This is a genomic window from Candidatus Omnitrophota bacterium (assembly GCA_025453395.1).
Taxonomy (GTDB): domain Bacteria; phylum Omnitrophota; class Gorgyraeia; order Gygaellales; family Profunditerraquicolaceae; genus JAlOQK01.
In genome coordinates this window covers 1-14355 of record JALOQK010000003.1, presented here as the reverse complement: position 1 = coordinate 14355, position 14355 = coordinate 1, and the positions used below count along the sequence as shown (strand labels likewise).

The following is a 14355-nucleotide window of genomic DNA, read 5'->3' as shown; positions in this document are numbered from 1 at the left end:
GGCAAGTTCATGCAATAGTCCTTTCTAATAAGCAGGACACCCAGGCTGCCAGAAGGCAAGAGGCGTGTTTTTGAATATCCTGTTTGAGTTTGAAAAAACCCCAATAGTTTTTAATAATCCCGAGCGCATCATTTCTTGTTACCATCCCCAAGATATAAAAGAGGCGTTAATTCTTTCCGAAGAGATGCTCGCCCAGGGTTTTTATCTGGCAGGGTTTATTTCTTATGAAGCAGGATATTATTTTGAGGAAAAAACCCGCGTAGATAAAACATATAATTTCCCTTTGGTGTATCTGGGTTGTTACAGACAGGCAGAACAAGGAAGAAGTTTTTTCGGGAGCGGTTTAAAAAAAGCCAAAGTTTCCGCTTGCCGTCCAGATGTTTCCCTTGACCAATATTGGGCGGATATTGCCGCTATCCGTGAACACATCCGCAAAGGCGATGTCTATCAAATAACTTATTGTTGGAAAATGCTTTTTTCTTTTTTCGGTGATCCCTATAGTTTATACCGCAGCTTATTAAAAAAACAACCCGTGCCTTATCCGGCTTATTTAGAAACGGATAATTTTAAGATTCTTTCTTTGTCTCCAGAAATGTTTTTAAAGAAAAAAGGAGACTTTATTTCTGTCAAGCCTATGAAAGGCACAGCTATGCGGCTTAAAGGAATAAAAGACGTCATCGGAGGATTAAAGCTTAAATACGATTCCAAAAACCGCGCAGAAAACGTGATGATCGCGGATTTATTGCGCAATGACTTGGGCCGTATCGCCAAAAAAGTGCGCGCGCCAAAGCTTTTTGAAGTCGCCCGCTATAAGACCCTTTATCAGATGACTTCCACAGTCAATGCCCGCATAGATAAAGATATAAAAATTGAACAGCTGTTTAAATCTCTTTTTCCTTCCGGCTCGGTGACCGGAGCGCCTAAGATCCGCTCCATGGAAATTATAGGAGAGCTTGAAAAAACAGAAAGAAAGATTTATACTGGTGCCATAGGCTATATTACTCCTGCTAAGGCCATGTTTTTTAATATTCCTATCCGCACCATTCTTTTAGAGAATTCAAGCGGCCAGATGGGCGTGGGCGGAGGCATTGTTTGGGATTCTACCGCCCAGGGAGAATGGGAAGAAGGCATGCTAAAATCTCAGTTTTTATTAGAAGCGCAAGAGGGGTAAATATGAGAAAATTTTATCAAGGGATTAGGTTGCGGAACTAAAATATCGGGGAGAATAATTTAATCCTTGACGGGAAAGCAATAATTAACTAAAATGTGTTGTATTTCGCGTCCCGACTCCGCTTTATTCATTAAGCTATTTAGCTTAAGTGTATTGTGCGTCGGGATAAAATATTTTAGAGAGAGGCGAAAAGAAACAAATGGTTAAGAAAGATTTTGAAGCTGAATCCGGGGTGATGCCTAAGAAATTCTTAGGCAGGCATTTGATCGCGGAATTCTGGGATTCAAAAATGATCGAGGACCCTAAGAAGCTGGAGAAGGTATTGGTCACCGCGGCGGTAAAAGCCAACAATACCCCGCTTAAGGCAATAACCTATAAATTCCACCCCAAGGGAATAACCGGAGTTGTGCTTTTAAGCGAAAGCCATATCGCCTTGCATAGTTGGCCGGAATTTGAATATATGGCCATAGATATTTATACCTGCGGCAAGAAAACAAACCCCCTTAACGCCCTTGAATATCTCAAGAAGATATTCAATCCTAAAAGAATTGAGATCCAAGAGATCAAAAGAGGGAAAATAGATGTATCTGGATATTTGGGCGAACCGCTATCGTAAGTTCTTAAGTTACCACGCCAAGATTTTTCAAGAAAACGCCAAATGCTGGGTCGGTGTCCAGGACCTGGATTTAAGCCCGAAGAAGATCCGATCCGTCTGGAACAATTACGAAAAACCTTCATTCTTTGGTTTCTTGAAGAAAGTCAAAGATATTACCGGATCCCTTGGCCCAAGCGGCATCTTATATAATAATTCTACCGGCCTGTGGCCGCTTTATTATTACCTTTCTTTTTTGAAGAAGGAAGGCATCGTTTCTATTAATAAGAAGGGCAGGGCTTTTTTTAGCAAAAAAGAGGAAAACTCTTTTTTTGTCCCGGCTTTATCTGGCCTTGAGATAAAAGCGCGTTTAGAATCGCGTCTTAAGAGGAAAATTGATTGGGAAAGCCCGGTAACATCGCTGTTGCAGACAAAAATAAAATCTAATTACGATCAAATGCCCATTTCAATAGGCTCTTGCGTGCGTTTGATCGAGAAAATTCTAGAGTATATCCCATATAAGAAAACCGTTTTGTTTGTCGGAGACGACGATCTGACAAGCGTGCTTCTTTGTTTGGCGTGCCCCGATATAGAATGCCTGGTTTTTGATATCGATAAAACACTTCTTGGAACAATAGAAAAAAATTCCCGCAGGTTTAAACTTAAAATAAAAGTGGCGCTTGCGGATATATTAAAAGGCAAAAAGCCCAGGAGCAAAGATACCATATGCGCCTTTGTCGCTAATCCTATTTATACCTTTGAAGGAGTAAAGAAATTTTGTGAATTCGGGAATTCATTTTTAGGCCCTTGCGGAGGATTTTCCTTTCTGGAAATAGGGGACGAGGCGATCAAGAACCGCTTTATCTATCTGCAGGAATTTTTTGCGAAGAATAATCTTTTGATCAGGGAAATTACCAAAGGGGAAATAGTCTATCCCTGGATAATGCTGCACAAGGAAGATCAAGAAATAATGGGGCATCTTTCCCAAATGATGGATAAGCAAATAATCCAGGCCTGGCCAAAATTAGTAGCCTCATTGTGGGTGGCTGAATATATACCGTTTAAGGTAAAAAAACCAAAAGGAGAAATAGCGCATGTCTACCTCTAAGAAGTGGTTTTGTGAAGGAACTGTTCCGGGAAAACGTATCGGCAAGATCAAACACTGTTTTTTGATGGAAAAGGTGGTTTTATCTGAAAGGACAAAATATCAAAAGGTGCTTATTTTTGACAATCCTATTTACGGCAGAGTCCTTGTTTTGGATGATATCGTGCAGCTTTCAGAAAAAGACGAATACATCTATGCCGAGATGATCACCCAGCCATTATTGTTTAATCACCCTAATCCTAAGAAAGTTCTGATCATAGGCGGAGGAGACGGCGGCACATTAAGAGAAGTTCTGCGCCACGATGTTGAAGAGGTGCACATGGTGGAAATTGACCGGCGCATGATCGAGATCGCCAAGAAATACCTCGCCTTTTGCGGGGGCAAGGCCTTTGAAGATAAAAGAGCGAAACTTCATATAGAAGACGGCTCAAAGTTTATCAAACAGTTCAAGGAATATTTTGATCTGGTGATCATAGATTCTTCTGACCCGGTTGGCCCCTCTCAGATATTATACAGCGCCCCATTTTATAAAGACGTGCGCGCCTGCCTTGCCAAAGACGGCATGGCCATGTTTCAAATCGGCAGTTTCCTTGATTTTGAGAACCTGGTTTTAAAGACCTACAACCGCGCTAAAGCGATTTTCCCGCATGTGGCGATATACCGCTTTACTATCCCCTGTTATCATTGCGGGGATTATTGTTTTATCGGGGTATCCAAGAAATTAAATATTTGTAATCCCGAACTTGGGGTTTTGGAAGCGCGTTCCAAAGGTTTTCAATTCAATTTCTATTCTGCCAATATGCATTTAAACAGCCTGGCTTTGCCGGCAATTTACCAGAAAAAGATAAAATGAAAATCCTGATTTTAGGCCAGGGCAGAATCGGCCAGGCCTTGAGGTTTTTCTTTAAGAGAACCTGCGCCAAAGTCTCTGTTCTATTTTTGGAAAAAGATGCCCAGGCCAAAGATGCTGATATCTTAATCGGGGCATTGCCCGGAGAATTTGGCAGAAAATCTCTGGAGCTGGCGCTTTTATACCGCAAAAACCTAATTGACCTTACCGACCTTGATCCGGATGAATTCTATCTAAAAAAGAAATCGCAAATTGAAAAAGAAGGCATTATTGTTATACCGGGTTGCGGATTTTCTCCGGGTTTAACCAACCTTATTTTAGGAAAAGAACTTTTTGCAAATCGCGATATACACAAGATCGAAGTAAAAGCCGGCAGCCTTTCGCCTAAGCTGTTTTACTTTCCTTTTTTGTGGTGTTTTGAAGACTTAATCTGGGAGCACAACCATGGTTCATTCCAGAAAATAGGCGGGGAGAAAGTCGGTTATCCTGCCTTTGGCGCAAAACGCAACGAGAAATTCTATAACATAGACGCGGAAACATATTTTACCGCAAGCGGCTTTGAGCAGATTTTTTCCAAAAAACAGATCAAAGATTTGTCTTTTCGGGTTATCCGGCCTAAGGGTTTTTATTATTTTTACCAATACATGAATAATTACGGACTGTTAAGTCGTAAGAACATAAAACTTACCCAAGAAATTGTGCAACAAACAATAGAAGATAATATTACTCTTTCCCAAATTATTTTAGCATCAAGAAATCGGCGCATCTGTTGGGATATCAAGAGTGCTTCCAGGAAAAAAGACGCACTTAATTCCATGCAAAAAATTACTGCGCTTTTTGCAGTTTCCATAGCTAGGCTTATTCTTTCCGGAAATATCAAAAACAAAGGCCTTGTTTTTTGTGAGGATTTAGCAGATCAAAAAGAAACATTTAATCAAGCAATTAATTTTATGAAAGAAAACAGAATATTAATCAAGCGTACAGTCAGGGGAATATGAAAAATAATCTAGCCAAGTATATTCTTAAAGGCCGCGGGCTTTCCTGGCTTTCACCTAAGGTTTATGTGCAGTATTCTGGCATAAAAGGAAGAGGCGTCTTTGCTAAAAGTTTTATTAAAAAGGGCGAGGTTATTAATATCTGCGGTGGAGCGATCATCAGCCAAAAAGAATATGATTATTTGGAGAAGAAGCTGGGGGATTTTGTTTCTCACTACGCGCATCAGGTGGAAGACGGTTTTTATCTTTTAGGAGGGTGTTCACCTGGTGAACTAGAGGACGATGATTTTTTTAACCATAGTTGCGATCCTACCTGCGGGATTAAGGGGCAGATTGTTTTGGTTGCCTTGCGCGATATTAAAAAAGGCGAAGAGCTTACCTATGATTATTGCATGACTGATTCTGGGGGCGGGGTATATTTTAAGTGCCGCTGCGGCACAAAACATTGCCGTGGTAAAGTTACAGGAAGCGATTGGAAAAGGCCTGATCTGCAAAAAAGATATAAGGGGTATTTCGCGCAGTATATAGAGGAGAAGATTGGCGGATTAATTCACTAGAATTTTATAGCAGGTGAATTAAGAAGCCCGGCATTTCTGCCGGGCAGGAAAAAGCCGCCGATACAGAAGAGTCGGTGTGGGTTTTTATGGCCACATCGGCTTCGGCAACTGGCTGCCATCCTGCGGTCACCCGCAGATTAGGCCCTTTAGCTTTGCGCCCCACCCTTTCAGGAGGTTTGCTCTTATCGGCTAAATGAAGTATAGCATTTTACTCAAGGAATTTCAAGTTGGTGAGTAAGAATTCTTAGTGATAAATCACGGGTAATTTTTAATTTGACAAACTTAAGTGCATTTAATATAATAACTTAGATACAATTATATATAGGTATAGGGAAGGCCGTGAGAATCGGCCACAGTCCCGCTGCTGTAATGGGCGACGAATCCTTAAGTTTTACCACTGTCCGCTGTAAGGCGGATGGGAAGGTTTTAAGGAAGTAGGCCGACCCCAGAGTCAGAATACCGTTACCTATAAAGCAACTGCCTCGTGGCTGGGCTATAGTAAATTTGGGTGCAACCCGCTACATTCGTAGCGGGTTTTTTGTTGCAGAAGGCAACACGCACCTTGCCCAATTTGATGGGCAAGTGTTCGCTTTCTGCGTTACCCGCCCTTCCAGCCCGAAAAGGGCGTACTTGGCAATCATTTATGCCAAGGTACGATAGGGCGGGGTGTAGAGCTTTACTAGATTGTTAATATGATAAAAAATAATATAAAAATCTTAATTTCTATTCTCGGGTTTCTTTTATTCTTACCCGCAATCTGTTTTGGCAACAAAGAGAATCCCCGCTACATTTCTCTTGCCCCCTCAACTACGGAAATTCTTTTTGCCTTGGGGCTTGATCAGGAAATTGTAGGGGTAAGCTCTTTTTGTGATTACCCGCCGCAAGTTTCTTCTAAAGAAAAAGTGGGCACTTTCAGCCAGCCGAATTTAGAGAAAATAATCTCTTTGCAGCCGGATTATATATTTTGCACAGGGTTGGAGCAGGATGCCGCGGTAGCAGAACTAAAACGCGCTGGTTTTGCAGTTTATGTTGCCGATCCTTCTACCATAGAAGAACTTTTGTCATCTATAGAAGAAATAGGCGTGATTACTTTACTTCAAGAAAAGGCGCATCAGATTGCGTTATCCATGAAGGACAATCTAGAGGTATTAAGGGCTAAGACAAGCGCAATTCCCGAATCCAGCCGGCCAAAAGTTTTTTTAGAGATCTGGCCTGATCCTTTGACTACTGCCGGAAACGGTTCTTTTGTAGATCAGATTATTTCTTGTGCCGGAGGGAAAAATATCGCCAGTAACCTGCGCCGGGCCTATAGTATTTTTAGCGCCGAAGAAGTTATTAATAGCATGCCAGATTGTATTATTTTGGCTTATATGGATAAAGGAGCAAATGTAAAATCTCTTTTTTTAAGAAGAGGATGGGAAAGAATACCGGCAATTAAGAATAATAGAGTATATAACGATATTGATCCCAACATTATTTTAAGGCCGGGACCCAGGATAGTTGAGGGCGCATTTGAATTAAATAATAGGTTTTATAAATAGAGCCGTGATTACGAGGTAAAATTGGATAAAACAAATAATCTGAATGTAAAGTTACCGCTTATCTTTTTATTAAGTTTTGGTATTCTTGTTTTCGCGTCTTTCTTGGCCATTACCAAAGGCGCGGTCAAGATTCCCTTAAGCGAATTCTTTTCTGAACAATACCGGGCAATTATATTTTTGCGGTTTTGGCGGGTATTTTTGGCTTTTATCGTCGGAGCTGGGCTTGCGGTTTCCGGAGTTGTCCTGCAGGCGCTTTTACGAAATCCGCTTGCCGAACCGTATCTTTTGGGCACTTCTGGCGGGGCTGGCTTAGCAGCAGTGGTTGGGGTGGGGTTAGGTGTTTCATATCTTTGGCTGCCGGGAATAGCTTTTTTAGGCGCAATAGGGGCGGTAAGCCTGGTTTATCTGATTGCCCAGCATCAAAACCGCATTTCGCAGCAATCGCTTATTTTATCCGGGGTGATAATTTCTGTATTTCTGTCGGCTATAATCGTAGCCATTATTACGCTTTCTCCGGATGAGGTCATGCATGGTTTAAGCTGGTGGTTATGGGGCAGTTTGCGCCTTTATCATCCCGGCCTTATCGTATTTGTTTCCGCGATAACTTTTATCTGCATTTTTATCCTCTATGGTTTTAGCCATGAATTAAACGCTTTAAGTTTAGGCGAAGAAGAGGCCTTGCATCTGGGGGTAGATATAGAAAAAGTTAAAAAAGCGCTTTTTCTTTTGACTTCATTAATTACCGCAGCCATAGTTTCTGTTTCCGGGGTAATCGGTTTTGTCGGGCTTTTGATCCCCCATGCCACAAGGCTTATCATTGGCTCAAACCATAAAATACTTATTCCTTTATCAGTGATGACCGCAGCTTCGTTTATGATTATTTGTGATCTTTTAGCGCGCACAGTTGTCGCGCCAATAGAAATACCTATTGGAGTGATTACCGCGCTTTTGGGGGCGCCGCTTTTTATAACCCTTCTTAAGAAAACCAATAAAAACGTTAAATGAAAAAAACGGCTTTACTTGAGACTTTTTCTATTTCTGGCGGATATGGGAGGGAAAGAATAGTTAAGAATGTTTCTCTTGCGGTTGGGCAGGGGGATTTTATGGGGATTATCGGGCCTAATGGCAGCGGTAAGACCACTTTTTTGCGCCTTATAAGCAAGGCCTTGGCGCCAGCAGAGGGCCAGGTATTTCTAGACGGATTATCTCTAGAAAGTATCCGTTTCAAGGAGTTCTCTCGTAAAGTAGCTTTTGTCCAGCAGGACACACAAGCCGCTTTTCCTTTTTCAGTTCTGGAAGTAGTGCTCATGGGAAGATACCCCTATTTGCAAAAGTTCCAAGGCGAATCCTCTCTTGATAGAGAAATAGCCATGCGCGCTATTTCCATGACCGATACTCTGCATTTAAAGCATAAGAATATTGGCCAGTTAAGCCTTGGAGAACGCCAGCGGGTCTTAATTGCCAAGTCTTTAGCGCAACAGCCTAAGTTGCTTCTGTTGGATGAGCCTACTTCGCATTTGGACATTGCGCACCAGGTGCAGATCATGGATCTTTTATCGCGGCAAAACCAAGAAGAGGGGCTCTCAATTGTTATGGTCATTCATGATTTAAATCTGGCCAGTCTCTATTGCAATAAAATTGTCCTATTTGATCAAGGGAAAATAGTTAGACAGGGTTCTGCCCAAGACGTGATAACCTATCAGAACATAGAGAGTGTGTATAAAACAGTTGTAGTGGTTTACGATAATCCGATTACCAAGAGGCCTTGCGTTTTCTTGGTTCCTAAGGAGAAGAAATGTGCACAACAATAGTTTTTATTCGTCACGGAGAGACGCTTTGGAATAGACACAAACGTTATTGCGGTTATAGGAATATCGGTTTAAGCGCGCGCGGCAAACTTCAGGCAAGAGAACTGGCTGTAAAATTAAAAAATACGCATTTTGATAATATTTATTCTAGCGACAGGCTGCGTGCGCTACAGACGGCAAAAATAGTTTTTCCTAAATCAAAGTTTAAGATAACCCCCGGGGTTAAAGAAATTCATTTTGGGGTATTTGAGGGTTTGAATCATCAGCAGGTAATGAAGAAGTACCCGGTTATTTACTCCCGATGGCTAGATGACCCATATAAGACAACTATGCCCAAAGCAGAAAGCTTGATTAATTTCAGAAAGCGTGTAGTAAAGACAATCCAGAAAATAGCCCTTGAGAATAAAGACAAAATAGTAGCGATTGTTTGTCATGGAGGAGTGATAAGTACATTTTTAAATTATATCAGGGAAGGCCATGATTTCTGGAGGTATATACCCGCGTCTGCTACGGTTAGCATCGTTGAACAATCAAAAAATAAGAAATGGAAAATAATTTGTTTTAATAAAAAGTAAAGACCATGGGGAAAATCATTCTTATTACTGGCGGCGCGCGTAGCGGGAAAAGCGCATTGGCGCTAAAGCTTGCGGAAAGGGATTCGGGCGTGGTGTTTGTCGCTACCGCCGAAGCCCTTGACAGTGAGATGAAAAAGCGCATCAGTCTGCACAAGAAATCCCGGCCTGTCAGCTGGCATGTTATAGAAGAGCCGCGCGATTTAAAAAGCGCACTTAAGAAAATCCCTTCCGATACAGAGACTGTGATCATTGATTGTTTAACTCTTTGGGTGTCTAACAAGATGTTGTCAGGCGCGAAAGAAAAGGACATTCTCTTAAGCGCTAAAGATATTCTTATTTTGGCCAAGAAAATAAAAGCCACCTGCGTTTTTATTTCCAATGAAGTTGGTTCCGGCATTGTTCCAGAGAATAAATTAGCCAGAGATTTTCGCGATGTTGCCGGTAGAGTAAATCAATTAGTATCCCAAGAAGCCGATAAGGTTTATGTTTCCTTTTGCGGTTTGCAGCTTTGTTTAAAATGAAAGGTATTTGGTGGAAGACTTTTTATCTTTAGCCAATAATATTAAAAGTATCGACCGGGGATTAGTTCAGCTTACCCAAAAAAGGCTTGATAATCTTACTAAGCCATTGGGCAGCTTTGGGCGCTTAGAAGAAATAGCCAAACTTATAGTCGGGCTTACAGGCAAGAAGGATATAAAGCTTAAAAGTAAGGTGATCTTTACTTTAGCCGCCGACCATGGAGTTACCGATGAGGGGGTTAGCCCATACCCAAAAGAAGTTACCGCGCAGATGGTTTATAATTTTTTGCGGGGCGGCGCAGGGATAAATGTATTAGCCAAACACGTTGGGGCAAGGATTGTGGTTGCGGATTTAGGGGTAGCGGAAAGAATAAAAACCAAGAATAAAAACTTTTATGATAGAAAAGTGCGTTTGGGTACAGCGAATATGGCGCGCGGCCCAGCTATGACTAAAGAAGACGCAGAAAAAGCCATTAATGCCGGCGTGGAAATCTTTAACGCAGAGTATAAAAAGGGGATTGATATTATAGGTATTGGAGAAATGGGTATTGGAAATACTACTGCCGCTTCAGCTTTGACTGCGCTTTTCACCAAAACCAAAATTGAAGAAGTTTCCGGAAGAGGCGCGGGGTTAGATGATGCGGGTTTGGCGCGGAAGATAGAAGTAATCAAGCGCGCTTTAGAAATTAATTCACCCGATGCCAGCGACCCGGTAGGCGTTTTAGCTAAAGTTGGCGGATTGGAAATTGCGGGGCTGGTGGGAATAATTATTGCTTCTTGCGGCAAGAGATTGCCTGTTGTGTTGGATGGGTTTATTTCTTCCTCGGCAGCTCTAACGGCAAGTTTTATTAAACCCCAAGTAAAAGAATATATGATCGCCAGCCACTGTTCGGTGGAAAAAGGGCACAAAGTGATCTTAGCGCATTTAGGCCTAAAGCCGTTATTAGATTTAAGCTTGCGCCTGGGTGAAGGAACTGGCGCGGCCTTAGGCATTAACCTTGTAGAGGCGTCGGTAAAGATACTGCAAGAGATGGCTACCTTTGATTCCGCGGGAGTTTCCAAGAAAGAGGCATAAATGCAACAGTTTCTTTTAGCTTTACAATTTTTAAGTGTTATCCCCGTTAAGGTAAAGAAATATTCAGAGAAAAAAGCCGCCGAGTCTATGGTTTATTTTCCTTTTGTCGGGCTTTTCTTGGGTGTTTTTGTGGCAGATTTGCGCTGGTTATTGCATTTTTGGGGCCTGCCTTTTATAAGCATTAATTTATTATCGGTAATTATGTTAATTATTTTAACTGCCGGTATCCATTTGGATGGCGTGGCCGATACATTTGACGCCATAGGAAGCGGAAAATCTAAAGAAGAAAAACTTTCCATTATGCGCGATCCGCATATCGGGGCCATCGGGGTTTTGGCAATAGTAAGTATTCTTTTTTTGAAGATAGCCGCGCTTTTGGCATTGCCTTTAAAAGAGGGCAGCTTTGCCATCATTTTGTCTTGTGTAACAAGCCGCTTTGCTATGGCGGGATTAATAAGTTTTTTCCCGTATGCCCGCCAATCCGGCAAGGCAGAGGCATTTATTAAGAATTCCACAAACAATATTTTTATACTTGCTTTGATCATGGCGGTAGTTTGTGTAAGCTTAGTGGATTTACAAAAAGGCTTAGGCCTGCTTGCTATATCCACATTAGTAGCTTTCTTATTAGGAAATTATTTTAAACGTTCTTTGGGAGGCGTAACCGGAGATATTTGTGGTGCGGTAAATGAAATTTCCGAAACTTTATGTTTATTGCTATGGGGGGTGTTATGAAATCAAACGTGATTGCTTCTTGGAGTGGGGGCAAGGATAGCTGTTTAGCGCTTTATCGGGCGATGAAACAGGGTTATAAAATAAATAATCTTTTGAATTTTATTTCTAAGGGTTCTGGCAGGGGTTGTTTTCATGGATTAACCGCAGATTTATTAAAATATCAGGCTAAGCTTATGGGGTTTCCTTTAACGCAATGCGCAGTAAGCCCTGATATGAAATTGTATGAAGAGGAATTTAAGCAAGCCGTGGATAGATTTATAAAGAAGGGCGCGCGCTATATGGTTTTCGGGGATATATATTTGCTGGAGCATAGCAGTTGGGTAGAAAGGGTTTGTGGCGAATTGGGGATCAACCCCGTAGAGCCGTTATGGGCAGATGATACTCTTGGGTTGATTGATGAATTTGTGGATGCCGGCTTTAAAGCGGTTATCGTAAGCTGTAAAGCCGATGTTATGGGCGAAGAATATTTAGGCAGAATAATTGATAAGCCATTGGCCAAAGAATTAAAAGCCAAAGGCATCTGCCCCTGCGGGGAGAACGGAGAATACCATACTTTAGTGGTCGATGGGCCAATTTTTGCTAAGCCGATCCAAATATTGGATAGCGAAAAAATCAAGAAACAAGGTTTTTGGGAGCACTGGTTTTTGGATATCAAATATTATCAATAATATATTGCCCTTTAGCTAAAGGAAGTCCCTGTGTGATTCAGGGCGCTGCCGCGCAACGGTAAAAAAGCCCGGTCTATTGGCTATCGTGGTTACTAGTATTCTCGCTGGAGGAGAAGAAAGAATGATAAATAAAATTAAGGAATTGGCGGTTTGGTTTTTGTGTGCGTTTATATTGTTGAATTATCAAGCGGTTTCTTTAGGAGAGGAAAGCTCGCAGCTGGAACGGATTGTTGTCACTTCATCTCGGACTCCGGAGAACATCAAGGGCACAACAAGTGATGTAACTGTTCTTTGGAAAAAAGATTTAGATGATGCTAATAGCGCAGACTTGAAAAATATGATAAGGCAAGTCTTAGGCGTGGATGTTGTTCAGACGGGTAGTTTCGGAGGCGCAACCTCGTTTTTCTTGAGAGGCACCAGCCCCGGACAGTCAAGGATCATGATTGACAATGTTAGATTGTATGATCCTATTGCTGCAGATGCCGCGTATGATATGGGGCATCTGTTGGTTGGTAACATTGACCGCACAGAGATAGTTAGGGGCCCGCAAAGCGTTTTGTACGGCTCTGATGCTATGGGGGGCGTGGTCAATATTATCACTCAAAAAGGCGAAGGCCGGCCGCGCGTTAACATTTTATTAAGCCAAGGCACTCATAATACGCAAAATATGTCTTTAGAATCATTGGGCAGGATAGATAAATTATCCTATTCTTTTTCCGCATCGCGGTATGCCTCAGATGGAATATCCAAGTTGAGAAATACTTCCGAACATGACCCCAACGAGGATCTCAATTTATCTTTAAGGGCAGAGTATAATATTGATGCGCAAAACACGTTTGGGATTACAAGCCGCATTGTAGAATCCAAGTACAGATATGATGATTCATTCGGGTTAAGAGATGATCCCAATCTTAAGGCGCATCAGAGGCAGATGATTTTTAGTAATTTTTGGGAAACCAGACCCGCTGATTTCTGGAAACAAAAATTACAGCTTTCATATTTTGGCATATCTCGCAGAGATTTTGATGATAAGGACGAACAGTTCCCCAACGATTATTTAAGGGATCGTTATAAAGGGCAGAGCTATCAGATGGATTGGCAGAATAACTTCACGCTTTCTCAATTTGATACTTTGGTATGCGGGGTAGATGGGCAAAGAGAAAGCGGAGAATATCACTATTATTCAGAATATACATATGGTGGTTCTGTTTATTCTAGCCAAACAGATTTTCCCAGAGTTTATAGTAATACCAAAGGCGTGTATGCGGAAAATTTGCTTAATGTCTCTGACAAATTTCGTTTTAACACCGGCATAAGAATTGATGATCATTCATACGCGGGGTTAAAGACAGTATATAAAACAGATGCCAGCTATTTATTTTCGTGCGGGACAAAGATTAAGGCGGGTTGGGGTACGGCTTATAAAGCCCCGACTCTCTATCAACTGCATGCTGAAGCCATCCCTTTTATGTTTGGCGGGGGTAATGACAAACTTCAACCCGAAGAAAGCCAGTCTTATGAATTTGGTTTTGAGCAAGCAATAATGAAGGATAAGGTATATTTTAGTAGCGTTTTTTTCCATACCCAGCTAAAAAACCTTATTGATGCCAAATACGATCCGGTTACATACTATACTCCACAATATTCTAATATTGGTCAAGCCAGAATCTACGGCTATGAAAATTCTCTGGAATTTAGGCCCTTAGATGTTTTTAAAATAAATATTGGTTATACTTGGCAGGACACAGAAGATAAGAGCAATGGTGACGAGTTAATAAGGCGGCCCAGGAATAAGGCCTTTTTAGGGTTAAATTATAGCCCTATTCCTAAACTGGAGATAAATCTTAAGCTCTTATATGTCGGCCGGCGCAGTGATGTAGGCAATTTATTGCTGAAGGCTTATAACAAAACAGACCTTAATATCAATTATAAAATTAACAAGAATTTTGAAACCTTTTTAAATGTAGACAATTTAACAAGCGAAAAATACAGAGAGGTTTTTAATTACGCTTGCCCCGGTCGCATGGTTAATATAGGAGGCAAAATACATTTCTAATACCAGCATAATATAGAAGATTGTAAACTAAAGTGCGACAAAGGGAATAAATAAAAAAGCTCCACAGATCAAAGAAAACCTGTTACTTTGTAAGTTATCAGACCAACAAAGA

The 14355-nt window shown here is 41.4% G+C and carries 15 protein-coding genes and 2 riboswitches; all 15 genes read left to right on the top strand.

Annotation, left to right across the window (positions count from 1 at the left end; all coding sequences use genetic code 11):
• Nucleotides 1–70 precede the first annotated feature (70 nt).
• Nucleotides 71–1171 (top strand): chorismate-binding protein, encoded by a 1101-nt coding sequence (locus MUF05_04080; protein ID MCU0666259.1) that lies wholly within the window; start codon nt 71–73, stop codon nt 1169–1171.
• 199 nt (nt 1172–1370) lie between these two features.
• On the top strand, nt 1371–1787 hold the full coding sequence (speD, locus tag MUF05_04075; protein ID MCU0666258.1) for an adenosylmethionine decarboxylase: 417 nt from the start codon (nt 1371–1373) through the stop codon (nt 1785–1787).
• Nucleotides 1753–2871, top strand: a complete 1119-nt coding sequence (locus tag MUF05_04070) for a bis-aminopropyl spermidine synthase family protein (protein MCU0666257.1) — start codon at nt 1753–1755, stop codon at nt 2869–2871. Before speD ends, MUF05_04070 begins: the two co-directional genes overlap by 35 nt.
• Nucleotides 2858–3721, top strand: a complete 864-nt coding sequence (gene speE / locus MUF05_04065) for a polyamine aminopropyltransferase (protein ID MCU0666256.1) — start codon at nt 2858–2860, stop codon at nt 3719–3721. The genes MUF05_04070 and speE overlap by 14 nt, the downstream gene beginning before the upstream one ends.
• The gene (locus MUF05_04060; protein MCU0666255.1) at nt 3718–4716 is read left to right on the top strand and encodes a hypothetical protein; all 999 of its coding nucleotides are present in this window, start codon (nt 3718–3720) and stop codon (nt 4714–4716) included. The genes speE and MUF05_04060 overlap by 4 nt, the downstream gene beginning before the upstream one ends.
• Nucleotides 4713–5270, top strand: a complete 558-nt coding sequence (locus MUF05_04055; protein ID MCU0666254.1) for an SET domain-containing protein — start codon at nt 4713–4715, stop codon at nt 5268–5270. The genes MUF05_04060 and MUF05_04055 overlap by 4 nt, the downstream gene beginning before the upstream one ends.
• A gap of 100 nt (nt 5271–5370) precedes the next feature.
• Nucleotides 5371–5461: riboswitch (cyclic di-GMP riboswitch) on the bottom strand.
• A 104-nt stretch (nt 5462–5565) separates the two neighbouring features.
• A riboswitch (cobalamin riboswitch) is annotated at nt 5566–5752 on the top strand.
• Between the two features lie 210 nt (nt 5753–5962).
• Nucleotides 5963–6811, top strand: coding sequence for a cobalamin-binding protein (locus MUF05_04050; GenBank protein MCU0666253.1), 849 nt, complete (start codon nt 5963–5965; stop codon nt 6809–6811).
• Between the two features lie 21 nt (nt 6812–6832).
• The gene (locus MUF05_04045) at nt 6833–7816 is read left to right on the top strand and encodes an iron ABC transporter permease (GenBank protein MCU0666252.1); all 984 of its coding nucleotides are present in this window, start codon (nt 6833–6835) and stop codon (nt 7814–7816) included.
• The gene (locus tag MUF05_04040; protein MCU0666251.1) at nt 7813–8622 is read left to right on the top strand and encodes an ABC transporter ATP-binding protein; all 810 of its coding nucleotides are present in this window, start codon (nt 7813–7815) and stop codon (nt 8620–8622) included. Before MUF05_04045 ends, MUF05_04040 begins: the two co-directional genes overlap by 4 nt.
• Complete coding sequence (locus tag MUF05_04035) at nt 8607–9194, top strand: histidine phosphatase family protein (GenBank protein ID MCU0666250.1); 588 nt, start codon at nt 8607–8609, stop codon at nt 9192–9194. Before MUF05_04040 ends, MUF05_04035 begins: the two co-directional genes overlap by 16 nt.
• A 5-nt stretch (nt 9195–9199) precedes the next feature.
• Nucleotides 9200–9715 carry a bifunctional adenosylcobinamide kinase/adenosylcobinamide-phosphate guanylyltransferase gene (gene cobU / locus MUF05_04030; protein ID MCU0666249.1) on the top strand — a complete coding sequence of 172 codons (516 nt, stop codon included), beginning with the start codon at nt 9200–9202 and terminating at the stop codon, nt 9713–9715.
• A 7-nt stretch (nt 9716–9722) separates the two neighbouring features.
• Nucleotides 9723–10787: a nicotinate-nucleotide--dimethylbenzimidazole phosphoribosyltransferase gene (gene cobT, locus MUF05_04025; protein ID MCU0666248.1), complete on the top strand. Its 1065-nt coding sequence runs from the start codon at nt 9723–9725 to the stop codon at nt 10785–10787.
• Nucleotides 10788–11519 carry an adenosylcobinamide-GDP ribazoletransferase gene (gene cobS / locus MUF05_04020; protein MCU0666247.1) on the top strand — a complete coding sequence of 244 codons (732 nt, stop codon included), beginning with the start codon at nt 10788–10790 and terminating at the stop codon, nt 11517–11519.
• Entirely contained in the window at nt 11516–12187 is a 672-nt protein-coding gene (locus MUF05_04015) for a diphthine--ammonia ligase (protein MCU0666246.1), read from the top strand. Before cobS ends, MUF05_04015 begins: the two co-directional genes overlap by 4 nt.
• 121 nt (nt 12188–12308) lie before the next feature.
• Nucleotides 12309–14243 carry a TonB-dependent receptor gene (locus tag MUF05_04010; GenBank protein MCU0666245.1) on the top strand — a complete coding sequence of 645 codons (1935 nt, stop codon included), beginning with the start codon at nt 12309–12311 and terminating at the stop codon, nt 14241–14243.
• Nucleotides 14244–14355: the final 112 nt, after the last annotated feature.